Origin of the sequence: Vibrio makurazakiensis (assembly GCF_050337375.1) — a bacterium.
GTDB lineage: Bacteria > Pseudomonadota > Gammaproteobacteria > Enterobacterales > Vibrionaceae > Vibrio > Vibrio makurazakiensis.
Genome location: NZ_JAKJSW010000052.1, coordinates 1 through 24,023, shown reverse-complemented (window position 1 = coordinate 24,023; position 24,023 = coordinate 1). Strand labels below are relative to the sequence as shown.

General features: G+C 42.9%; 16 protein-coding genes. 4 read left to right on the top strand and 12 right to left on the bottom strand.

Annotation, left to right across the window (positions count from 1 at the left end):
* The 11 genes from L4C33_RS08250 to hemL all read right to left on the bottom strand — a co-directional run.
* The coding region (locus L4C33_RS08250; RefSeq protein WP_428811955.1) for a glucosamine kinase nucleotide-binding domain-containing protein at positions 1-760 on the bottom strand (760 nt) is incomplete at its 3' end.
* A gap of 1 nt (position 761) precedes the next feature.
* Positions 762-2,483: a glycoside hydrolase family 9 protein gene (locus L4C33_RS08245; RefSeq protein ID WP_428811954.1), complete on the bottom strand. Its 1,722-nt coding sequence runs from the start codon at positions 2,481-2,483 to the stop codon at positions 762-764.
* Between the two features lie 99 nt (positions 2,484-2,582).
* Positions 2,583-3,578: an ABC transporter ATP-binding protein gene (locus L4C33_RS08240; protein WP_428811953.1), complete on the bottom strand. Its 996-nt coding sequence runs from the start codon at positions 3,576-3,578 to the stop codon at positions 2,583-2,585.
* 58 nt (positions 3,579-3,636) lie between these two features.
* Positions 3,637-4,620, bottom strand: a complete 984-nt coding sequence (locus L4C33_RS08235) for an ABC transporter ATP-binding protein (RefSeq protein ID WP_428811952.1) — start codon at positions 4,618-4,620, stop codon at positions 3,637-3,639.
* Positions 4,621-4,622: 2 nt separating this feature from the next.
* A complete protein-coding gene (locus L4C33_RS08230; RefSeq protein WP_428811951.1) occupies positions 4,623-5,648 on the bottom strand; it encodes an ABC transporter permease in 1,026 nt (341 codons plus the stop codon).
* Between the two features lie 2 nt (positions 5,649-5,650).
* Positions 5,651-6,637: an ABC transporter permease gene (locus L4C33_RS08225; protein WP_428811950.1), complete on the bottom strand. Its 987-nt coding sequence runs from the start codon at positions 6,635-6,637 to the stop codon at positions 5,651-5,653.
* Positions 6,638-6,807: 170 nt separating this feature from the next.
* Complete coding sequence (locus tag L4C33_RS08220) at positions 6,808-8,490, bottom strand: ABC transporter substrate-binding protein (protein WP_428811949.1); 1,683 nt, start codon at positions 8,488-8,490, stop codon at positions 6,808-6,810.
* A 784-nt stretch (positions 8,491-9,274) separates the two neighbouring features.
* Entirely contained in the window at positions 9,275-12,658 is a 3,384-nt protein-coding gene (locus L4C33_RS08215; protein ID WP_428811948.1) for a response regulator, read from the bottom strand.
* Between the two features lie 216 nt (positions 12,659-12,874).
* Complete coding sequence (gene rsmC, locus L4C33_RS08210; RefSeq protein ID WP_428811956.1) at positions 12,875-13,897, bottom strand: 16S rRNA (guanine(1207)-N(2))-methyltransferase RsmC; 1,023 nt, start codon at positions 13,895-13,897, stop codon at positions 12,875-12,877.
* Positions 13,898-13,966: 69 nt separating this feature from the next.
* Positions 13,967-15,052 carry an AI-2E family transporter gene (locus tag L4C33_RS08205; protein ID WP_428811947.1) on the bottom strand — a complete coding sequence of 362 codons (1,086 nt, stop codon included), beginning with the start codon at positions 15,050-15,052 and terminating at the stop codon, positions 13,967-13,969.
* 254 nt (positions 15,053-15,306) lie between these two features.
* Complete coding sequence (hemL, locus tag L4C33_RS08200) at positions 15,307-16,599, bottom strand: glutamate-1-semialdehyde 2,1-aminomutase (protein WP_428811946.1); 1,293 nt, start codon at positions 16,597-16,599, stop codon at positions 15,307-15,309.
* Positions 16,600-16,894: 295 nt separating this feature from the next.
* Here hemL and erpA point away from each other — a divergent pair, with 295 nt between their 5' ends.
* From erpA to L4C33_RS08185, 3 genes are all read left to right on the top strand, one after another.
* Positions 16,895-17,236 carry an iron-sulfur cluster insertion protein ErpA gene (gene erpA / locus L4C33_RS08195; RefSeq protein WP_428811945.1) on the top strand — a complete coding sequence of 114 codons (342 nt, stop codon included), beginning with the start codon at positions 16,895-16,897 and terminating at the stop codon, positions 17,234-17,236.
* A gap of 255 nt (positions 17,237-17,491) precedes the next feature.
* Entirely contained in the window at positions 17,492-18,598 is a 1,107-nt protein-coding gene (locus L4C33_RS08190) for an efflux RND transporter periplasmic adaptor subunit (protein WP_428811944.1), read from the top strand.
* Positions 18,599-18,606: 8 nt separating this feature from the next.
* Positions 18,607-21,708 carry an efflux RND transporter permease subunit gene (locus L4C33_RS08185; RefSeq protein ID WP_428811943.1) on the top strand — a complete coding sequence of 1,034 codons (3,102 nt, stop codon included), beginning with the start codon at positions 18,607-18,609 and terminating at the stop codon, positions 21,706-21,708.
* Between the two features lie 108 nt (positions 21,709-21,816).
* On the opposite strand, the gene shyC is transcribed toward L4C33_RS08185, so the two are convergent.
* Positions 21,817-23,106, bottom strand: coding sequence for a peptidoglycan DD-endopeptidase ShyC (gene shyC / locus L4C33_RS08180; protein WP_428811942.1), 1,290 nt, complete (start codon positions 23,104-23,106; stop codon positions 21,817-21,819).
* 129 nt (positions 23,107-23,235) lie between these two features.
* Here shyC and tyrS point away from each other — a divergent pair.
* The coding region (tyrS, locus tag L4C33_RS08175) for a tyrosine--tRNA ligase (RefSeq protein ID WP_428811941.1) at positions 23,236-24,023 on the top strand (788 nt) is incomplete at its 3' end.

Sequence of the window (24,023 nt, the reverse complement as noted above, 5' to 3'; positions counted from 1 at the left end):
CAGCAATACTCCCCATCAGACAAATTCGCTCAGCACCTTTTCGATTTAATGCGATGAGGAACATTTCAAAGTCGGCAGCGGTCTGTTTTAACAATTCGATCGCTAATTCATCCCCTTCTTGAGCCAGTTGAAAAATAACGGGAGAGAATTGTCCGTAATCTTTTGGAATAGCTGTTTTTGACCATTCAACGATTTGGTCGACATCTTGATTGAAATGCTCGATAACGTGTTGTGATAGACGTGTCTTTGCGCGAATACCATCTTCAGCAAGTAACACTTTCTGAATGAGGTGTAGCCCCATGACGGCACCGCCCCCTTGATCTGAAATAGGGAACTCTCGTCCACCAACAACGTGCTGAGTCTTTCCTTGGAGGAATATTCCACAAGAACCAGTTCCTCCTATCATAATTGCGCCATTTTCACCGTTATGGGCACCAATACAGGCGCCATAAGCGTCGGTGTTTAATGTCAGGCTGGCAAAAGGGTGGGGAAGCTGCATGAATTCATGCCATGCTGACTTTTGTTCTGCTCCAGCTAATGCTAAACCGACATGCATTTGAGAAAAGCTAGACAGGTCTAGCCCTCCTTGCTGTGCGGCTTGTTCTATAGCTGATTGAATAGAAGACATAGCGACATCTACGCCAAGTAAAATATTTGCGCTGCCACTTTTAGCTTCACCAATAAGTTGCCCTTGTCCGTCACGGATCCGAGCTCGACAAGATGTGCCGCCACCATCAATACCGACGTAAAGTAAGCTCATATTAAAGCTCCTTTTGTGTAGATAAGTGGTTGAATTGGGTTGTGGTCGCTAGGAGGAACCATGCCCCATGTGGGATCCATTGTTCGCCCCAGCGCCAGTTTTGAAGCATGTCATCTTTTTGCCCCGTAGGGTTAAAGGCGATGTCTTGTTCATCATCAAAACCAGCAGTGATCCCGTTACAGATTCCACCTTTTGCGTTGAAGAAACCTAAATGTGGCAAGTAATCTGGATTATTGTGACCATGGCCATCAAGCATGCACATGTTGTATGGGTTTAAGCCTAGAATCCAGTCCAGGTTACTTTGCGCGAACGTCAGTAGTCGGGCTTGTAATGCTGGATTTTGAATATGTGGTAATGCGATATAAGCCATACTGGTTAACGACCCTAAACGTGCATTTTCGCCTTGCCACCAGTAACCCGTTTCATTGTCTTGGGCAACAAAAAAAGAATCTCGCTTATCGCTGTTCACCGACTTTACATATTGGCGCGGGTAGCCAAATGGGTTGTTTACTTTATCGGTGATAGTCATTTCAAATTGGCAGGCTTTTTCAATGACTTGCTGAGTTTGTTGTTTTAATGATTCGCTTGTTTCGTGAGTTAAGTACTCACACAAGGCTATAACCGGTAGCCCGGATTCTGCTGCATGATAATAAGGACGAGTGCCATCATTATTAGCTGACCAGAAGTTCTCAAAGTTCTGATCGGATTGCTGACGTTCGCTAAGGCGCTTGCTCCATAAGCGAGCTTCTAACAGGTATTGTTCTTTTTGAGTAGCTGAGAATAATTCTGTTGCAGCGAGTAGAGCGCAATACTCGTCAATGATATTTTCTTCACCATCATTGAGGTATCTTAAATTGAATTCTTTTAGGTGCGTGTAGCCGTTTTCTGCAGCTTCTAAATATTGCTGGCTCGTAAATTCACCAGAATGGTTTAGCTTTGATGCAGCAGCTAAGGCTGCGATAGCTATTCCACCGCCTTGGCGAAATCCGGCTTGGTAATCATCTGACTTATGACCATCTTGAGTCGCGTAAGCACAGATATCACGTTGTGCTGTATCTTTACTCCATTTATCAAATACGGTCATGTAGAAAAAGCCATCAGGGTTTTGCATTCGAACTAAGAAGTCTGCGCCAAATAGAGCTTCTTCAGTTAAGCGAACTTTAGAAAATGCAGCGAATTCTGGGTTGTTTTCGGTTAGCCTGATGCTTTTTAGCATATTCCAAACAACCATTGGGATTTGCTGAGGGTTGAGGTAGTTCGCGTAAGATAGATGACTAAAGTACTTGCTTACATCACCAGATGCATCGTACCAACCACCGTGAACATCCACTTCAATGTCTGAATTTAGTAGTTTCGCTTGTTTGTCCTTCTGATCGAAAATCCCACCACATCGTTGAGATTTGAAGTAATGGATAACATCAGAAAAAGTATTTTTCATTAGTAAGTTATTGCCAATCGTAAAGACTTCAGAACGTAAATTTTCAAAACGTAGGTAGTAACGTCCTGGAGTCGCCACTGAACTAAAATTGATTGTGAAGAAGTGGCCCTGGTGCCAGTTGGCTACTTGACCGGTTTTCTCAATCTCAAAGCTATCAAGCGTCATATGATTATCAGCACAAACTAGAAGTGCGGTATGGCTAGATAATCGCGCTTTTTTAGTCTGCAAAATGGCTTGTTTGGAACCTTGAGTTTCATAACCGATATGGTTGGTAAGTAGTAGCATCCGTTTTCTCCGACAGCCCTAGTTTCTATTGGCTAGGTTCTTCTTAATATTTGTTAAATAGCTAGAGCCATTAAAGGCTCTAGCAAGGTATTGCCTGAATTAACTTTCGTGTAAGTAACAACGAACAAAGTGGTTTTCACCTAGTTGTGTCACACCTGGTAGTTGCTCTTTACACTTGTCTGTTGCGTGAGTACAGCGACCAGCAAATGGACAACCTGCTGATTCTGGTGTCCATAGCGGGATCTCACCTTTGTTGCCAGCCAGTTTTTCATGGATAGATTTCTTCGGATCCGGAACAGCAGAAACAAGAAGCTGAGTATATGGATGTTGTGGGTTGGCGATGACTTCATCAGTATCTCCCCATTCAACCATATGGCCTACGTACATTACGGATAAGTCTTCAGCGATATAGCGAGCTGTTGCGATGTCATGAGTGATGTAAAGTAGAGACATTTGCTTCTCAAACTTCATCTCTTCCATCAGATTCAATACACCTGCACGAATTGAAACATCGAGCATTGATGTTGGTTCGTCAGCCAATACAACTTCTGCTCCAACAGCTATGTTTCGAGCTAGGTTGACACGTTGACGCTGACCACCGGATAGTTGGTGTGGATACTTCGCTGCTGTTTCTTTGGGTGGGATTAAACCAACTTGTTCAAGAAGATCGTATACACGCTCTTCGAGTTCTTTCTTGTTGCCTGAAGTGATCTTTTTATGGATCAACAATGGGCGCGCAATGTGGTGAAAGATGTTGTGAGTTGGGTTTAATGATCCAAATGGGTCTTGCCATACCATCTGCACACCTTCTCGGTAATGCATAAGATCTTTCTTGCTTGAAATGTCTTGGATGTCACGGCCTTTGTACTCGATAGTACCGCCTGATGGCGCGTACATTTTCGCGATCATTTTAGCTGTGGTTGATTTACCAGAACCTGATTCACCTACAACAGCTAAGCCACGGCTTTTATACATTTTGAAAGATACGTCATTGATAGCACGCATCATCGGCGTTTGGATTGTAGTGCTGCTGATAGGGAAGTCTTTAACGACGTTCTTACCTTCCACTAATAGTTGACCAAAATCTTTGCTCATAATTGTCTCCAGAAATCCTTTATTACTGCCAATCTTGCTTTAGTTATTAACGAGTCTTCTAGACTTTCGCTTGTGCTATTGGGTCACCGTAAAGGTGACAGTTAGACAAGTGTCCATGCTCTATCTGGCGTAATGTTGTTGGTACTTTTGTACATGCTTCATGTACTCGGTCACAGCGCGCTTGGAAGCGGCAGCCTTGTGGGATTTCAAGTAAGTTAAGTGGGTTACCTGGAATACCTTTTAGCTTGGTTTTTGGACCAATAAGTGGTGGGAAAGAACTACCCAGCCCTTTTGTGTAAGGGTGGTAAGGGTTCTCTAGGATATCTTGAGAGTTCGCCACTTCGATTAGCTCACCAGAGTACATAATGCCGATGCGGTCAGAGAACTCGACCATCAGTGACAAGTCATGTGTGATGAATAGAATAGAGAAACCGAACTCTTCTTTTAGTGCATAGATCTTTTGCAGGATTTCACGTTGAACCACTACGTCTAACGCAGTTGTTGGCTCATCCATGATGATCATTTTCGGGTTAAGCGCTAAAGCAATCGCAATTACTAGACGTTGGCGCATACCGCCAGAAAACTGGTGAGGGTAATCGCTCAAGCGGCTAGGGTGAATATCTACAATCTCTAGCAGACCTTCAGCTCGTTTTTTAGCTTGCTCTCGGGTCATGTTCGTGTGACGCATAATTACGTCACAGAACTGTTCTTCCATTGGTAGTACTGGGTTCAAAGCATTCATTGCACTTTGAAAAACCATCGACATCTCACTCCAGCGGAACGCTTGCATGCGATCGTCACTGTAATTAAGAATGTTTTCACCGTTGAAGATAACCTCTCCACTGGTGATGAATGCTGGTGGCTTATGTAAGCGCATCAGTGAAAATGCAACTGTGGATTTACCACAACCAGACTCACCGGCTAGGCCAAAAACTTCACCTGGAGCGATATCAAAGCTAACGTTATTACATGCGCGAACATCGCCAGCTTCAGTAATGTAGTCAACGCATAAATTGCGGACAGAAATTAGTGGTTCAGACATGATTATTTATCTCCGCTCCAAAGTGCATTTTGTGGTGGTAGTTCTGGCTCACGTTCAGTTTTGTCTTGCGCTGCTAGTTTCTTCCAGCGTTTCATACCTTTGTGCGAGCGTAATTGCGGGTTAGCAATTTCATCAACAGCGAAGTTCAGTAGAGCTAGGCCAGTTACCAGTAGAGTCAGTGCAATACATGGAGCTAGTAGTTCCCACCATGCGCCAATTAGCATTGAAGATGATGTTTGTACGTTGTACAGCATGATGCCCCAGCTGATTGTGTTTGGATCACCAAGACCTAGGAACGAAATGGTTGCCTCCATCATGATTGCGTACATAACAGAACCGATGAAGCTAGCACCAACAATCGAGATTAGGTTTGGTAGAATCTCAACGAAGATGATTCGGAATGAAGACTCACCAAGTACTTCTGCGGCTTTTACAAACTCTTTCTCACGTAGTGCTAGTGTTTGTGAACGAACCACACGCGCACCCCATGCCCAGGAGGTACAGCCAATGATGAGGGCAATGGTAAATGGCCCTGCCTCACCGATGAATGCAGCAACAACGAATAGCAGTGGGTATTGAGGAATAACCAGCATTATGTTCATGGCTGCTGTTAAGAAGTCATCAATCTTTCCACCGAAGTAACCCGCAGAGACCCCGATAACAGTCGCTAGGAAACATACAGTTAGACCTGCGCCAAAACCTACCGCTAGAGATACGCGAGCGCCATATACCACTTGAGACCAGATATCACGACCCATACGTGAAGTACCTAGAACATGATCGGCTTTTTTAGACATGATCATAGTTCGGCGGTCGTCAGCTAAGTTTTCAGCAACCCAACCAGTAGGGTTAGATTGAGCTGTTTTTACAATGAAACCAGGATATTCGTGAGGGTTACCTGTACGTTTATCTGGTGCATGTTTTGTAACAAGCGGTGCAGCTAATGCGATGAATAGGAATACGCTTAAAATTGAAACACCGATTAAAGCGACAGGGTTACCCCAAACAAGTTTAATAATATCTTTCATGATTATTTGCCTCCCTTACGTAGGCGAGGGTCAAGCACAACATAAAGCATGTCTGCTAATAGGTTAAAGAACAGCATAAATAGCGTCATGATAAGTAACTGACCTTGAAGAACCTGGTAGTCACGAGCGGTAATTGCGTTGAAAAGAACGCTACCTAGACCTGGGTAGTTAAAAATGATTTCAATGATTAACTGACCACCGATAGCCATACCTAGTGACATAGAAAGTGCTGTAACACTTGGTAGCATTGCATTACGTGCTGCGTAGTTGAAGACAACGCGGTTTTCGCTTAGGCCTTTGCCTTTCGCCATCGTAATGTAGTCTTCAGCTAGCAAGTTGATCATGTTGTTACGCATGTTTACTAGGAAGCCACCGATTTGCACAATTGAGGCACACACAAGCGGTAAAAAGGCGTGATATGCGACATCTTTGATGAACGCCCAGCTTGTCCAGTCGGGCATTGTGCCTGCTGTGTAGGCATAACCTGTTGGGAACCATTTTAAGCCGATTGCAAAAGTGAACATTGCAATCATTGCAATAACAACTTGTGGTACTGCCTGAATGACTAGCATTCCTGGAGTCACGAAAGTGTCGTATTTGCTGCCACGTTTCCAAGCGGCAAAAATGCCAAGAATAGAGCCAATAGAGAAAGAGATGATTACCGCGGTACCAGCTAGGAACAGAGACCAACCAAACGCGCTGCCTAATAGAGCGTTAACTGAAAGAGGGTAGAATTGAATCGAAGTCCCTAGCTCCCAGCTTAAAATGTTTTTCATATAAGCAACGTATTGGACGAAAAGACCGCCATCAACGAAGCCTAATAATTCTTTCATTGCTGCGATACGCTCAGGAGTAACCTGAACTGACGCATTAGCGAACATCATGGTAACTGGGTCACCAGGCATTGCTCGAGGAATAATAAAGTTTAACGTCGCTGCAACTAATAGCGCGACAAAATAAAATGACAAACGTCTTAAAAAATAACCCATAACTCACACCTTACTCACCCAGACTGTTTCCCTGTTTCTGGATTCAGGTCGTTCCTAGCGAAAATTTGGAACGAAAAACCCCCTGACGACTAGCGCCATACATTCATAATGAGTGCGGGGGATTTTTATAGGCGGCGYAAGAAATTACGCCGCGAGGATTGAACGATTACTTATTTAACTGGTTTTAGGTCCAGTACGTGAAGTAGACGCTCTGGGATACCAGCCCAAATGTTTGGACGGCCCTTAGGATTTTCTTCGTTCCACCAACCAGTGAATCGAGTTGTGTTGTATTGGTACATGTAAGCACCTGACATCACAGGGATAGTAACTTGGTCTGCAGCGATGATTTGCTGAATACCGTGAGCGATTTCTAATTGCTCGTTCTTATCAGCTGTTTTGTAGAAGCTGTTTAGTAGACCATCTAGCTTGTTGTTCTTGTAGAAGTGCATCGCGAAACGAGGCATACCGTCACCAGCTTGTAGTGAAGAGTTGTACGCGCTGTTCCAGTATGTGTATGGATCCGCACCGTGGAAGTAGTTTGTGTAAGCTACGTCGTACGTACCTTCAAGCATTGCTTGGTTGTATACCGAGAAGTCTGGTGTACGAGCTTTCGCTTTGATACCCACTTCATTTAGTTGCTCTACTGCAAGTTGAACTGTGTTGTTGAAATCAGTCCAGCCGTTTGGAGATTGAATTAGTAGCTCGAAAGACTTACCTGATGGAGTGTCAACAAAACCATCTTTGTTCACGTCTTTAAAGCCTGCTTTTTCAAGTAGCTCTTTAGCACCGTCAGCGTTGTAAGTGTTGAAGCCTTTGTACTTGTCATGAGTTTTTTCGTCAGACCAAGCTTCAAATGCGTAGCCAAGACCTGAAGCGAAGTCATTCACAGTACCGCCGCCGTAGAATGCGATATCGATGATAGTTTGACGGTCAAGAGCCATTGAGAATGCACGACGGAACTCAACGTTGTTTAGAGCTTCATTTTTAGCAGCATCAGGGTGCTTGAAGTTTACTACGAACGCTTGAGTACCTGCTGGCGGGTACCAGTAGTGGTGTTTAGGGCTAGCTGCAGCGTAAGTGCGGTCAATATCTGGAACGAAAGAAGACGTCCAGTCCATTTCGCTGTTTACAACTTTACCTAGGAATTGGTCGTTGTTAGCAATTTGTGGAACACGTAGACAGTCTACATCTAGGTTATCTGCATCCCAGTAGTTCGGGTTTGCACATTGGATGTAAAGTTGCGCTGTGAATGTATCGATCTCAGTAAATGGACCAGAACCTACAGGGTTTTCGTTAGTGAACGATGCTGGATCTTTCACATCTTTCCAGATGTGCTTAGGCACTACAGGTACTTTAGCAATTTCGTAAGGTACGTTTGAGTTAGCTTCAGTAAGACGGAAGCGAACTTGGTAGTCATTTAGTTTCTCAACACTTGATACCCAAGAGTTAATACCACTTTGGTCTAGCTCTGGTTTTTCTTTAACAAGGTTGAAAGAGTAAACTACGTCATCTGCAGAGAACGTTTCACCATCAGACCATTTAACACCTTTACGGATGTCAAAAGTAACGCTCATTAGGTCGTCTGACATTTTGTAGTTTTCAGCTAAACGGAAAACTGGCGTGTTGCCGTGCATTTCGTTGAATACAACTAGAGGCTCGTATAGGAAGTCTGTTGTTGTATGTAGGTTAGTAGCACCTAGGTACGGGTTAAAGTTACGTACAAAGGTTGTGTACTCTTTCGGGTGGATCGTTAACTCACTGCGTTCTGCAGCGTTTGCTACTGATGCAAAACCTGTTGTAGCAGTTGCAATAATTGCTGTTGCTAGTGCTGTTTTTTTAATATTGGCAAGCATAGCTGTTCCTTACTATTTGCTTTCGTTTCACTAATGGATGGAATGTTATCCAGTGATAACCATTCTAAAAAGGCCTACCTCTCAAACTGCTTAGTCTAAAGAAGTGAAGAAGAGTGGCCTGTAGGCCTTAGGCAGGACTAAGAAAACACCTTAAAGAGTAAATAATCAAATGTGTTTCCCGTTAAAAACGTTAAAACTTACTCAACTCACGTCATAAACGTTAATTTACTGGGTTTTGTGTGTTTTTTATACGTATTGTAAAGGTTGATATAGGTCGCAACTCCATTTATACAAACTATCATGCGTAAGTGGTTACTATCGGTGGGTGTTACTATAATTAATGATTTTGTGACTGTGTTAGTAAAAGTAGATCTGGCTCACTTGCCGTTGTTACGTTAATTTCTCATGAAAAAATAAATCTGCCGTTCTGTTGTGACTAAGTTCGCAAACCCTGACAAAGACTCCACGAATTAATAAAAAACCAGTGAAATTAGAGCTCGAAGCCCTCAGTTTTATTGTCTTATTTATCGTTGTTAATTAAGGCGAGGGTGAGTTAAAACGAGGCGCTATTGATGGAATTGAAAGGCTGTTGATATGAGTTTCTGACATCGTGAATCAATGGGGAACTGTGGTTTGTCTGCGGAAGATACTGTCATATAGAGCATGTATTCTGAGTTTATGTGTTGGAATTTATCGTTGGTTTATACCGTTTGGATTCTCTTCTTTGCATTAACAAAAAAAGCCTGCAGCTATGCAGGCTTTTGTGAAGAATAAAAGGATGTGGCTAGCTGGTTAGCAGCTTTTGTAACTTATCGCGTAGTGCTTCAATATGAGAACGTTCTGGGCTTTGCTCTTTACAGTGCTCAAGAATGAACTCTATAGAGTTTAATACCGTCCTCCAGCGAGGGGTCTTAGGGAGAGTTTCCACTCTAAGGTATTTGTCTAAGGTACGTGTTTGTAGCGTGCTGCGGTCTAAATAGACACGCCATAAACCACTTTGCTCGGCGAACTTAAACTTGCTCTCTCCTGTTACAGATTCCCAGTACTCAATTGAGCTAGTCATAGCGTCAACCAGCACTTCTCTCATTATGTCGTGCTTGTTCTTACCTTCACCGGCTGCTTTGTCGGCGATACGAGTAAATTCACCACCAAGTTCTTTAAGCAGTTGAAGCTTGTCTTTATCTCCCTCAAAAGCATAACTTGAGAGAGCTTCTACTGCGGTTTCTAAGTTATTAATACGGCTGGCGTTAATACCACCACCGACATTGAATATGTACATGGATTGTAGCCCCGAACCATCAGGCAATTTAAGAATATCGCTTGAGATATGTTGACGGGTGTCTTCCACATAAATGTCAATCTCACCACAGTAATGGGGTTGTTCAACGTTTAAATATTTAGGTGCGATAATTTCGTCGGCGGTAGAGCGTTTTAGCTGTTCCTGACTACGACGGAACAATTTAGTGGCTGCCTCATTGGCAAAACGAATTCGCTGGTCATCTCTAATGCAGATAATCGCTTCGGGTGCAGATTCAAGTTGTTCTAATAATCGCCCTTGAGTTTCTAACAAACTCGCTTCAACAATTGCCCTATGCTTGAGCTCTTGCTGTAGAACATCATTTTCGATGCGACGTTGTTCTGCTTTACTTGCTGATAAGTGAGCTGTGATCCTAGCTGCTAGTTCTTGCTTATTGAATGGTTTCGATAAATAGTCATTTGCTCCAGCATCGAAGCCGCGAACTCTATCTTCTGTTTGATTTAAAGCCGTCAACATAATGATTGGAAGCTGCGCGTGATCATAATCGTTACGTAAAGTTTCACATACTTGATAGCCACTCATTCCCGGCATCATGATATCTAATAACAGTAATTCTGGTTTTTCAGTTTTAATTAGCTCGATTGCTTCAGGGCCATCTTTGGCTGTTCGTACTCTATATCCTTCAAGTTTTAAGAAGCTATCTAGAACTCTAAGGTTTACTGGCTCATCATCGGCTACAACCAATAAAGGCCCATTAGGATCTTCTTCAATCGGTGTACTGTCGGGGTGATGGCTCTCCGATGTGTCAGGCGCTTGGAAATGAGGGTAAGCCGTTGACGCCTCGCTGATCTCCTCTTCACTCGCTAGTGGTAGAGTGAAGCTAAAGGTTGTTCCGACCATAGGTTGGCTGCTTACGTACAGAGACCCCCCCATAAGCTCGATGAGTTGACGGCTAATTGATAAACCTAGGCCTGCGCCTTGACGATAGCGGCTTGCATCTTGACCCGCTTGGATAAGGGGTTCGAAAATATGTTCTAGTTGTTCGGCAGGTATGCCTTGGCCTGTATCGACAACTTGGACTCTGATATTGTCATCAATAATACTCGCTGAAATGACAATTTTGCCTTCAGTCGTGTATTTAATGGCATTACCAATTAAGTTATACATGATTTGCTCTAAGCGCTGGGGATCAGAGGAAACTAGCGCGAGATCCATTGGGACTTGGTTAATAATACGGATCGGTTTTGTGCCAAGTAAATGGTTAGACAGTTCCAATACCAAGCTGGTGGCGCTCGCTAAGTCGACTGCTGACTTTTGGATATCTAAACTGCCGTAACGCATCTTGTGGTAATCCAGTAAGTCGTCGACCAAAGTAGCAAGTCGTTGACCACTGTTAATAATGATATCCAATTGGTATTTTTGATTCGCAGGAACGGGGCCATTCGCACCGGAAATCAGTGCCTCAGCAATACCAACCATGCCGTGTAGTGGGGTTCTTAGCTCATGAGATGTCGTCGCTAAGAATTCATCTTTTAGCTTGTTGGCGAGCTGAAGATCGTCATTTTGTTTTTTTATCAGCTTTAGGTTGTCTTCTAGCTCGACATTCTGACTTCTGATCAACTGAATCTTTTCACGTATTGAGCGCTGCATGCGTTCAAAACTCACTGCCAAGCGTCCTATTTCATCTTTACGTTCGGTGTTGATCATTGTTTCATCAAGATCGCCAGCTGAAACCTTTTCAGCAGCCCACGTTAACTTTAAAAGCGGTGAAGTAATAAAGTTAGACAGGTAGTGGGAAGCAACGACCACTAAAACAATAGCCGTTAGCATAGTAATGACAAATATCTTTTCCAACTGGTGGATTCGAGCGAAAGCTTCGTTCTCTGGCAGCTCGACAACCAGTGCCCAGGTTGCATATTTGAGTTTGATTGGCGCGTAAGCTGCGATAATCGCTTGCTCTAAGCTGTTGTTAAATGTTCCAACTGCTGTATCTCCTGCTAATGCGCGATCAACTACCTCAATACTGAGGTTTACTGCTTTTTGGTCGTGTGCGAGGCTACGGGGAGAGTAATCACTACCGACGAGTAAAGTCTGCATATTGGAAGATTTGTTGATATCAGCAATCAATTTGGTGATGCCGTTAATGGGTAATCTGAACATGGCGTAGCTGTGCAAATAACCTTGCTGAATAATCGGTGCACCTAACCAAGCGGTTTGTTTTCCATCTTCAAAAGCAAAGTCTGAGACAATAACTGGCGTATAGTCTTCATTATTTTTTCTTTCTTGTGTGACTTCATCGTCTAATCGTTTGAACGTTTGACCAAGGTTAGAATCTTTGTAGCGACCTGATAATAAATTGGTGCCAAAATTGTCATTTTTAAACACTGAATAGGTCACATTACCGTTAATATCAACTAACAGCATGTCATTAAAATCAGAGCGCTTGAGTAGTTCTAAATAAGCAGAATGATAACGCTTATGTAATAAACGGTAACGTTCACTCCCGACGTAACTACTTGATTCAGGAAGGATAGATGTTTTTATTTGATTACCAGAACCTTGAATGTAACGTTGCTGCGCGTTTGCGCGAGCCTGCTCAATATCAAGCCCTAAACGTTGAAAGGCATTAACCAATCCGTAAAAGCGTCCTCCACTGGCATTTGCTAACTCTGAACGTACAAATCCCATGACTTGAGACTCTTGAGCTTGTAAGTAGTCAAGAATCTGGGTTTGTTTGGTATCTCGAACTGACACTAAGTGAGAGGTGCTCTGTTCTTGAAGATCTGCACTGTGAGACTGAAGAAAGAAGATCGCAATAATAGTCACTGGTGTGATACTAAGCGCAAGAAACGCCATCATGAGAGTATTTTGGAGGCGTTTAAACTTTTGCTTTCGATAAAATTTAAACATAGAGAGGTACTACTTTCCTTGAAAAACTGTTTCGAAGCATCGATAACAGCGTTAATTTACAAAATTCACGAATCCTAATTTAACGAAATTAACGAGTTTTTTTACTTTGACAAGTAAGTGGTATTTAAAGCGTGTGCAGAGGCGCACTTTTTATGACGAGAGGGTGGTATTTAGGTGAATTCAGTGCAGGTTTTAGCCTGCACTAGGAATTGAATGTTATTTTGATGCGTGATAGATAGCGAATTTAGTGGTCTTATTTAGCGTCGCGCATTTACCAAAAGATTGCTCGATAATAGGCTGGTATTTTAGGAAACTGTTCGCGACTATAAGTAGCTCACCACGTTTCTTCAAATGACTTGGCGCCTTAGCTAGCAGTGTCTCTGTTGCGCTGTAGCTTGTATCTAAGCCTGAATGGAATGGCGGGTTACTGATGATGAATTGATAGTCTTTAGAAGTGTCAGAGTACACGTCAGAAGCAAATACTTTACCGTTTAACCCGTTTGCAGCTAAGGTTGCTTGACTTGAAGCAACTGCAAATGCGCTGATATCACACATCTCTAACTCAATCTCTGGGTTACGAGAGAGCATTACTGCGCCTAACACACCTGCACCACAGCCAAAATCAAGTACTTTGCCTTTTAGCTTTGGAAGTGTATCCAGTAGTAATTGGCTACCTACGTCAAATTCACCGTGGCTGAAAACACCAGGTAAACTTTTAACAGTCAGTGATTGCTCACCGATGTTCACTGTATAGGTTTTAAACCAATCAACTAAATTGAAATTATCGGGTTGCTCAAAGCACTGTCCCCAGTAGAAAGAGCAACGACGTGCTGAGTCGTATTTGACGACTTTGCCGTAAGGTTGGAACATTTTCTCAACGCTCTTAACGCCAGAACGGTTCTCACCAACAACTACGATCTCTGTATCTTTACCTAATTTTGCAAATAACATAGCAAGTAGGTATTCAGCTTCGGCTTTTGCTTTCGGCCAATAAAGTAATACTAAATCTGCATTCGTTTCTTCTGTGAATTCAGCACCATAAAAGCGTTGAATGCTGTCATAACCGTCTAATTGACGATAGTAACTGTAGTTTGACGTAAATACGGACACTGATTCACAGTGTTTCGCCAATTCTACAGGGAATAGATCTTCAGCCTCTCCAGCAACTAAGACATGCTTACCGTTGAAGTAAGCTAATTGACGTTGAGCAATTTGGCTTGGAGCTATGTATGCAGACATATGAGCACTCATGGTGTTTAAGAAAATGAGGGCGGATTTTCGCATAATCCGCCCTGAGCTTGAAGCCTTTTAGGCGTTATCTTGGCTATCGAGAAATGTTTTAAATTCTTCTTCGTAAATATTAAATAGCACGATAGTGATAGCGAAAATGAGCGGGCCGTAAATTAGACCGATTAAGCCGAATAATTGGATACCACCCAGTAATGAGAAGAAAATCATTAGCGTATTCATACCCGCGCTGCCTTGCATTAGCAGTGGACGTAGAAGATTATCTATTGAGCCAACAATCGCGACGCAGTATACGGTTAGGAAGATAGCCCAGGTTGTATCGCCTGTTAAGAATAGGTAAATCGCGGCAGGTATCCAAATTAACGCTGTTCCTACGACAGGGATAAATGATGCAAAGCCCATCATAGTGCCCCAGAAAAGTCCTGGGAAACCGGCTATCCACATACCAATACCACCGGCAAAACCTTGTGCTATTGCGGTGAGGAATGATCCCATGACTGCCGATTTTGAAACCTGTTCTATCTCTGATAGAAGTTTATCTTCTTGGCTGCGCGATAACGGTAAAATGTGGCGAATGGCGTTGATGATTTTGTCGTGGTCACGTAACAAGAAAAACAGGACGAACAACATCAGGAAGAAATCCATCAGGAAGTTGGTCGCATCACCTAAAATTTTAGCACTGAGTGCCACGAGTTTTGAGCCAAACGTAGTCGCGAACTCTCCGACTTTTTGGGCGATCGCCTGTGGTTCAATATTGTCAAAAGGTAAGTAGTCATTCACAAACGCTAATGCTTTGATGACTAAAGGATGCTCAAACAAAGTCTGAATACCGCCGTGGGTTACCCATTGATAGGTATTTTGTGAGAATAAAGAGCCTTGTTGAACTATCGCTGCAAAGACCGCAAGCAGAGGAATAACAATAATGAAAGTCAGAATAATGCATGACAGCAACGAGACGATATTTGCTTTATTCGGCAGCTTTTTTTCAAGCCAGTTATGGATAGGGAACATCAACAAAGAGATGATAAAAGCCATAATAATCGAGTTTACATAGGGTTCGATTAGTAAATAACAGGCATAGGCAGCTGCAAGAAGGGCAACCACAATTACCCAGTGGCTGGATGTGATTTTAATTTTTTCTGACACTATCATGATCTCATAAGTTACATTCTGAGTTTATAATGGCTTCAAAACAGTAAGTTAGCAATGAGGAGTTTTATATAATGGGTTGCTGCGATAAAGACAAACAGTGTGATAAAGCTGAAGAAAAGAAAGAGATACCGTGGTTTCGAATGTTGTTAGGCACGATTATGTTATTGGTGTTTTTATTTTGGCAATAAAAAAGGGCTGTATTGAACAGCCCTTTAGCATTTAGGTTGTCTTGAGTGCTACCAGTTAGCTTATGCTTCTGCTGCGATCATTGCGAAACAACGGTCAGCAGCTTCAAGTGTTGCATCAATTTCTTTAGAGCCGTGAGCTAAAGAAGTGAAGCTAGCCTCGAATGCTGAAGGTGCTAGGTAAACACCGTGATCTAGCATTAAGTGGAAGAAACGCTTGAAGCGTTCAACATCGCACTTAGCAACATCTTCGTAGCAAGTTACTGTTTCTTGAACGGTGAAGAAGAAACCAAACATGCCGCCAACTTGAGTAACTAGTAGAGGAATGCCGTGCTTGTCAGCAAGATGCTTAAAACCATCTGCTAACTGTTTTGTTTTAGACGCAAGGCGCTTCTCGTTACCTTCTTCTTTAAGAAGAGTTAGACAAGCATAACCCGCTGCCATTGCTACAGGGTTACCTGAAAGTGTACCTGCTTGGTATACCGGACCTGTAGGCGCAATGTATTGCATTACGTCTTTACGGCCACCGAAAGCACCAACTGGCATTCCGCCACCAATAACTTTACCAAGACAAGTTAGGTCTGGTTTGATGTTGTAATACGCTTGCGCACAGCCTTGAGCAACGCGGAAACCTGTCATTACTTCATCAAAGATAAGCAGTGCGCCTTCTTGATCACAGATTTCACGCAGACCTTCATGGAAGCCTTCTACTGGTGGAATACAGTTCATGTTGCCTGCTACTGGCTCAACAATGATACAAGCGATCTCACCTTTATTTGCCGCGAAAAGTTCACGAACAGAGTCTAGGTTGTTGAACGTTGCTGTTAGTGTGTGCTTAGCAAAATCGGCAGGAACACCTGGAGAGCTCGGTTGGCCTAAAGTTAGGGCGCCAGAACCAGCTTTAACTAGTAAGCTATCTGCGTGACCGTGGTAACAGCCTTCAAACTTAAGAATTTTGTCACGGCTAGTGAAACCACGAGCAAGACGAATTGCGCTCATCGTTGCTTCTGTACCTGAGCTAACCATACGTAGCTGTTCCATTGAAGGAACCATTTCAGATACAAGTTCAGCCATTTTAATTTCTAGTTCAGTAGGAGCACCGAAGCTAAGACCACGTTGAGCGGCTTCGATCACAGCATCACGAATTGCACCGTGGYTGTGACCTAGGATCATTGGTCCCCAAGAACCTACATAATCAATGTATGCTTTACCATCAGCATCAAAAATTAACGGGCCGTCAGCTCGTTCAACAAAAATTGGAGAACCGCCTACGCCATTGAATGCGCGAACTGGTGAGTTAACACCACCTGGAATGGTTTTTTGCGCTTTTTGATACAACTCTGCTGATTTGGTCATTGATATATCCTCTTTTGATTGTCGGACCAATTTGAGCGCATTGTACCGATCCCTAATCCATCTAGGAATAATTTCGCCAATATAATCGCCCGAATGTGATGCTTTAGCGGTAATACGCGTATTATTTACCCGTAAAGGCGGTGAGTCATAGGAAAAATAGCAATCCTGTTGGTGAATACTTGAACGTATCAGTCAGGTATTAGATAATCAGGGTTATATTAAGAAGAATTCAACAACTATGATCTCTGAGTAATTTGTATCAGGTTGTTTTTGACATGAAGTGAGAGAGGTTGTCGTGAGCGAAGTAAATATCCCATTATCATTTTCTGATGCAGCAGCTACCCGCGTACAAACGCTAATTGCTGAAGAAGAAAACCCAGAATTGAAACTACGTGTATACATCACCGGTGGTGGTTGTAGCGGCTTCCAATACGGTTTTACGTTCGATGAGAAAGTTAATGACGGCGACACGACTATCGTAAATAGTGGTGTGACACTTGTTGTTGATCCTATGAGCCTACAATACCTTGTCGGCGGAATGGTTGATTACACGGAAGGCCTAGAAGGTGCACGTTTCTTCGTAAACAACCCTAATGCAACAACAACTTGTGGTTGTGGTGCTTCTTTTAGCGTTTAAAAGACACGCAAGATTAACGATATTCTAATTGCGCTGAACATTGATTCAGCGCTTTTTTTTGCCTGTAATATCTAGTATTTGAAGGGCTCAAATTGAAAATGCACCTTTTTAGTAAACGGTATACTAACTAAACTGTCGAGAACATCTCACTTTTAATAAATACAGTTCTGTTATGGTAAATCTCATGTATCAGGATATTACATGATTTTCATCATCTGACATTTAGTTAGCTTGTTGATCTAAAAAGGACTGTTTATGCCCACTCTATCTTTCGGCAGCTTTTTTTCGAAGCGACCGTGGTTCGTTTCTTTGTGTCTTATTATATTGCTCTCGGTATGGTTAGGTCTTGGCGCTCTTCAAGCCGAAGAAGTGACTGAAACTAAAACGTCGACAGTTCCTTTAGCAAAAGTCACCTATCAAACATTTTCAGCACAAAGTACCCATAAAACCATAGAGCTATATGGTCGAACAGCACCTGATAGGCATGCTCGCTTAGGCGCTGAAATAGCGGGTAAAGTCGTTAAGCTTAATGTCGTAAAAGGTGATCAAGTTAAGGCTGGTCAGGCTGTCGCTCAAATAGATAAAGGGGACTTATCGATACAGCTTGATAGAGCCAAAGCACTCCTCAGTCTTAAACAAAAAGAGTTCAAGGCTGCTCAATCGCTTAAAGATCGTGGCCTACAAGGCGAAATCGCCTATACCTCTGCGCAAGCTTCATTAACAGAAGCGAAAGCGCTGAAGAGTAATGCAGAGTTAGCGCTCACTAACACTACGGTTCGGGCACCTTTTAGTGGAATTGTTCAAGAATTACATGTCGAATTGGGTGACTTTGTTGGTGTTGGAGACCCTGTGGCTGGAGTGATAGATCTGGATCCATTAGTGATTGAAGCTGATGTCAGTGAGAGGCATATCCAACAGCTACAAGCGAATCAGGCTGCTACTGTTCGTTTACTTGGTGGAGAGTTGCTTGGAGGTAAATTACGTTACATCTCGCGAGTTTCTTCTGTTTCTACTAATACCTTCCCGATAGAAATTGAAATTCCTAACCCAAATATCGTGCTGCCAGCCGGTGTGAGTGCTGAAATAGCATTAAACCTAGAAGATAAGCTCGCGATTAAGGTCACTCCAGCAATGCTCGCATTGGATGAGGTGGGGAATTTAGGAGTTAAAACTGTAGTCAATGATGGTGATGGAAAACAGCATGCTAAATTCGTTGCGATTCAATTAGTGAAAGCGGAGCAAGACGGAGTTTGGCTCGCAGGGTTAGGTGAGCAGGTAGATATTATTACCGTCGGACAGGGTTTTGTACGGGATGGTGATGAAATTATCGCGATACAGAAAACCGTCGAAACGGATCAGTAGGAGGGTTTATGTATTCACTTATTGATGCGGCTATTTCACGCGCTCGAACAATGCTAACACTGTTGGTTTTAATACTCATCGCAGGCGCGGGGACGTATATCTCTATACCGAAAGAATCGAGCCCTGATATTACCATCCCTATTATTTACGTGTCTGTTGGTCACCAAGGGATTTCCCCATCTGATGCTGAACGTCTATTGGTTCGCCCTATCGAGCAAGAACTGCGTTCGATTGAAGGGGTAAAAGAAATGAACTCTACAGCTGCAGAGGGACATGCCTCTGTCATGCTTGAATTCAATGTGGGCGCAGATCTTACTAAAGCCATGGCTGACGTTCGTGATGCTGTTGATCTTGCTAAACCTAAACTGCCTGCTGATAGTGATGAACCAACCGTCAATGAAGTCACTTTAGCAACCGAGCAACCTGTTTTGTCCGTTGTTCTGTATGGCACATTACCTGAGCGTTCAATCGTACAAATAGCGAGGCAGTTACGAGACAAATTGGAAAGTTATCGCCAAATCTTAGAAGTTGATATCGCAGGTGATCGTGATGATATTGTCGAAATCATCGTCGACCCATTATTAATGGAAAGCTATAGCCTAGATCAAGCGGATATTTACAACCTTATTGCACTTAACAATAGAGTTGTTGCTGCTGGTTTTGTTGATACTGGCTATGGACGCTTCTCAATTAAAGTTCCTTCAGTATTCAACTCACTAAAAGATGTCCTAGAGTTGCCCATTAAAGTTGACGGTAAACAAGTCGTAACTTTTGGTGATGTGGCGACGGTTCGTCGAGCATTCCGTGATCCTGAAAGTTTTGCTCGATTGGATGGAAAATCAGCGGTTGTCCTCGATATTAAAAAGCGCGCTGGTGAAAACATTATAGAAACGGTTGAGCTAGTAAAAGCAGTGATGGCAGGGGCACAGGAACGTACGGATTGGCCCAGTAATTTGTTGGTGAAATATACTTGGGATGAATCGAAAGATGTGAAGATCATGCTTAATGATCTGCAAAACAATATATTGTCGGCGATTATTCTTGTTGTCATCGTGATCATTGCGATCTTAGGTGTTCGTACCGCATTGTTGGTTGGGATCTCTATTCCGGGTTCTTTCCTTACCGGGTTGTTGGTGCTGTCAGTGTTTGGGCTCACCGTAAATATTGTTGTGCTGTTTTCGTTGATCATGGCGGTCGGAATGCTGGTCGATGGCGCGATTGTTGTTACCGAATTTGCAGACAGAAGAATGCAAGAAGGCACACCTCGTAAAGAAGCTTATCGAGATGCAGCCAAGAGGATGGCATGGCCTATCACTGCCTCCACTGCTACTACACTTGCAGCGTTTGCTCCTTTACTCTTTTGGCCAGATATTACTGGCGAATTCATGAAATATTTACCGTTAACATTGATCGCGACATTAACGGCATCGTTAGTGATGGCATTGCTATTCGTCCCTGTTTTAGGCGGCTTGATCGGTAAACCTCAATATGTTTCCGACAAAAACCAGCAACAGATGTTGGCCTTGCATGACGGTAAATTTGATCAAGCTAAAGGGTTAACAAAACTTTATTACCACACCCTTTCCGTTGCGATACAGCACCCATTGAAGATCTTATTTAGTGCCATTCTACTTGCGGTAGCTGTGGGCTTTACTTACTCCAAGGCTGGCCTAGGAGCAGAATTCTTTCCAGAGGTTGATCCTCCATTTTTTAATGTGAAAGTTCGYTCTCATGGTGACCTCTCTATTCAAGAAAAAGATGTCATCATGTCTGATATAGAGCAAATCATGCTCGATCATGAGGAGTTCGAAAGTGTTTACACCCGAACTGGCGGGGACAATGAGATCGGGCAAATTTCTATAACTCCCGTTGATTGGCAATACCGACGTAGTGTGAAGGACATTATTGAAGAGCTTAAGCTGAGTACTGACCAATATGCAGGGGTGGAGATTGAGTTTAAATTCCCAGACGCAGGCCCTCCAGTCGAAAATGATTTAGTTATTGAACTTTCGGCTCGTATTCCTGATGAACTAAACGGTGCAGCAAGAACGGTAAGAAAATGGGCTGATAATAATTCTGCTTTAAAAAATATTAGTGATACGGCGAGTAAAGACGGTATCGACTGGAAGGTGGATATCCGTCGTGATGACGCTGCAAGATTTAACGCAGACGCCACTTTGGTCGGAAATACTGTTCAGTTTGTGACTAATGGATTAAAAATTGGCGACTATTTACCGGATGATTCGGCGGAAGAGGTCGATATCTTAGTTCGTTACCCAGAAGAAAAACGTGATATTGGCCGTTTTGATCAGCTAAGAGTGAAAACGCCGTCTGGGTTAGTCCCGATTACTAACTTTGCACAAATTATTCCGGATCATAAGCAAGACACCATTAAGCGTATCGATGGTGTGCGTGTAATCAACATCGTGGCTGATATGGAAGAGGGTTTTAACTTGGCTCTTGAGCTGCCGCAAATCGAACAGGCTCTTGTGGAGCTTGGTTTACCTGCAAGCGTTGAGTTTAAAATCCGAGGTCAGAATGAAGAACAAGAAAACTCTTCAGCCTTCTTACAAAGTGCTTTCATCGTCGCTCTGGCGGTAATGGCTTTGATTCTGATTACTCAGTTTAATAGTTTCTATCAAGCTTTCTTGATTTTAAGTGCAGTATTGTTCTCTACGGTTGGGGTTTTTGTCGGTTTACTTATTTTCCAACGACCATTTGGCATAGTGATGTCAGGTATTGGGGTCATCGCTTTAGCGGGTATCGTGGTAAACAACAATATTGTATTGATCGATACATATAATCAGTTACTAAAACGAGGATTAGATAAACGTGACGCTATATTACGCACGGGAGTTCAGCGTTTAAGACCCGTTATGCTCACTACGGTAACGACGATTTTAGGGTTAATGCCCATGGTATTGGAAATGAACATCGACCTCATTAACCAAAAGATTGAGTTTGGTGCGCCGAGCACGCAGTGGTGGTCACAATTGGCAACTGCGATTGCTGGTGGCTTAGCCTTTGCTACGGTGCTGACTTTAGTATTAACGCCATGTTTGTTGATGTTAGGCCGAAGTCACTTTGAAGCTAATAAGCTTCAGGAGTAACCTTTCTGTGTAAGCTTGTTTTAGAGAGTCAAAGCAATAAAAAAGAGCGCCAATGATAGGGCGCTCTTTTTAATTCAAGATAAATACTAGCTTTTAACTCATTGCGTATTAGTTCTGCGCGAGCAGTTGCCCATAGCGCTCTAGTTTCTCTAAGCGAATTTTAGAGTTAGCAATAAAGGTCGCTTTGGTTTTTCCTTGCAGTGATTTCGACTGAGGAAGCTTAACGGTACGCGCATTTTTATGTACGCCATTAACCAAGAATTCGTAATGCAAGTGAGGGCCAGTGACACGGCCGGTACCACCAAGAGTACCAATGGTTTGACCTTGTTTTACACGCTGACCTGTTTTAACTGAGCGTTTTTTTAAGTGTAGGTATTTAGTAATGTAAGTATTGCTATGGCGAATGAAAACGTAGTTTCCGTTGAACTGGTTGTAGCTGGATTTCTGAACAATACCATCACCAGCAGCCCAAATAGGAGTACCAACGGGTGCAGCGTAATCTGTCCCTCTATGAGCCCTAACCTTACCGGTCACTGGGTGTCTTCTGTTCGGGTTGAAGTTAGAGGTAACTCGCCTAAAATCGACTGGAGAACGTAGGAATGCTTTTTTCATCGCACGTCCTTCATCATCGTAATAGTTGCCAGATTTATCATCTAGGATAGCTGTAAACGTATCACCTTGGTTTTCGAAAATAGCAGCCATGATTTTTCCGCGGCCAATCACTTCGCCTTCAACCACTTTTTCTTGATAGAGAATTTTAAAGCTATCTTTCTCTCGGATATCTAACGCAAAGTCGATATCCCAACCAAAAATTCCAGCTAGCTCCATGATTTGGTTTGCGGTTAAACCTGCATTGATACCTGCATTCCAGAAGTTAGACGTGATATCGGCTTGAGCGAAGTTGTATTGGTAGTCGACTTCTTTTTTATAGAACTCAGAAGTGAACTTGTCGCCTGATCTCGTTATGCGGAAGGTTTCAAAGGCACTTAACTGACGCTTTAACTGGATTAAATCGTTATTTTCATCAAAACCAAATTGCAGTACGTCACCAGGGCGCAATTTGGATAATTGGCTCTTAGTGTCTTTGTCTGTGTTGACTAGCGTATGTAGTAGGCGAGGGGAAAGCCCTATTCGTTTAAATAGCACAGCGGTACTTTCGCCTGAGCGAACGGTATATTTCTCCCAACTTAGAACCGCTGTTGGGGCCACTTCCACACCTGAAGCTAGCGCTTCGGCGTTAATGGTTAGTGGATAATGCTTACCGATTTCTAAACGGCTTTTGTTATCCCTTAAGCTATTCGCTTCGGGCAATAAAAAAAGAGCAATAAAAATTACAGCACTAAAGAATGCAATAAAAGCCCGATGCAAGAGGGGAAGGCGTGCAAAAATAGACAACATGTTCCGGTTCGTTCTGTAAATATTGTGAAAATAGACAACAGAATAGTTTAACTGGTTTCAAAATGCATCGCTATTCAAGTAAGATGTCGAACTATTATATTTTTGCCAAATCTGTGGGAGTGAACAAGAATGGCGAGTATTGAAGCTGCACTAGCCGAGATCAAACGTGGCGTAGAAGAACTGATTCCAGAAGACGAACTGATTGCTAAGTTGAAAGAAGGTCGTCCTTTACGCATTAAATTAGGTGCCGATCCTACTGCACCAGATATCCATCTTGGTCACACAGTAATCTTTAATAAATTGCGTGCATTTCAAGAGCTAGGCCATGAAGTGACATTCCTTATTGGTGATTTCACTGCAATGGTTGGTGACCCATCAGGTAAGAACTCAACACGTCCACCATTGAGCCGTGAAGACGTATTGAAGAATGCTGAAACGTATAAAGAGCAAGTATTCAAAATTCTAGACCCTGCTAAAACGCAAATTCGTTTTAACTCTGAGTGGTTATCTGAGCTTGGTGCTGAAGGTATGATCCGTCTAGCTTCTAACCAAACTGTTGCTCGTATGCTTGAACGTGATGACTTTAAAAAGCGTTATGCTGGCGGTCAACCAATTGCAATCCACGAATTCATGTACCCACTTCTACAAGGTCACGATTCTGTTGCACTAGAGAGTGACGTTGAGCTTGGCGGTACTGACCAGAAGTTTAACCTTCTAATGGGTCGCGAACTGCAAAAAGCAGCAGGTCAAAAACCACAAGCTGTACTAATGATGCCACTACTTGTTGGTCTAGACGGCGTTAAGAAAATGTCTAAGTCTGCGCACAACTACATTGGTATCAGTGAAGCGCCAAGCGAGATGTTTGGTAAGATCATGTCTATTTCTGACGATCTAATGTGGAGCTACTACGAGCTACT

What these genes read in the sequence shown, in the direction of transcription:
- L4C33_RS08245 (WP_428811954.1), bottom strand. Translation starts at nt 2,483, where the DNA reads ATGCTACTACTTACCAACCATATCGGTTATGAAACTCAAGGTTCCAAA.
- L4C33_RS08240 (WP_428811953.1), bottom strand. Translation starts at nt 3,578, where the DNA reads ATGAGCAAAGATTTTGGTCAACTATTAGTGGAAGGTAAGAACGTCGTT.
- L4C33_RS08235 (WP_428811952.1), bottom strand. Translation starts at nt 4,620, where the DNA reads ATGTCTGAACCACTAATTTCTGTCCGCAATTTATGCGTTGACTACATT.
- L4C33_RS08230 (WP_428811951.1), bottom strand. Translation starts at nt 5,648, where the DNA reads ATGAAAGATATTATTAAACTTGTTTGGGGTAACCCTGTCGCTTTAATC.
- L4C33_RS08225 (WP_428811950.1), bottom strand. Translation starts at nt 6,637, where the DNA reads ATGGGTTATTTTTTAAGACGTTTGTCATTTTATTTTGTCGCGCTATTA.
- L4C33_RS08220 (WP_428811949.1), bottom strand. Translation starts at nt 8,490, where the DNA reads ATGCTTGCCAATATTAAAAAAACAGCACTAGCAACAGCAATTATTGCA.
- L4C33_RS08215 (WP_428811948.1), bottom strand. Translation starts at nt 12,658, where the DNA reads ATGTTTAAATTTTATCGAAAGCAAAAGTTTAAACGCCTCCAAAATACT.
- rsmC (WP_428811956.1), bottom strand. Translation starts at nt 13,897, where the DNA reads ATGTCTGCATACATAGCTCCAAGCCAAATTGCTCAACGTCAATTAGCT.
- L4C33_RS08190 (WP_428811944.1), top strand. Translation starts at nt 17,492, where the DNA reads ATGCCCACTCTATCTTTCGGCAGCTTTTTTTCGAAGCGACCGTGGTTC.
- shyC (WP_428811942.1), bottom strand. Translation starts at nt 23,106, where the DNA reads ATGTTGTCTATTTTTGCACGCCTTCCCCTCTTGCATCGGGCTTTTATT.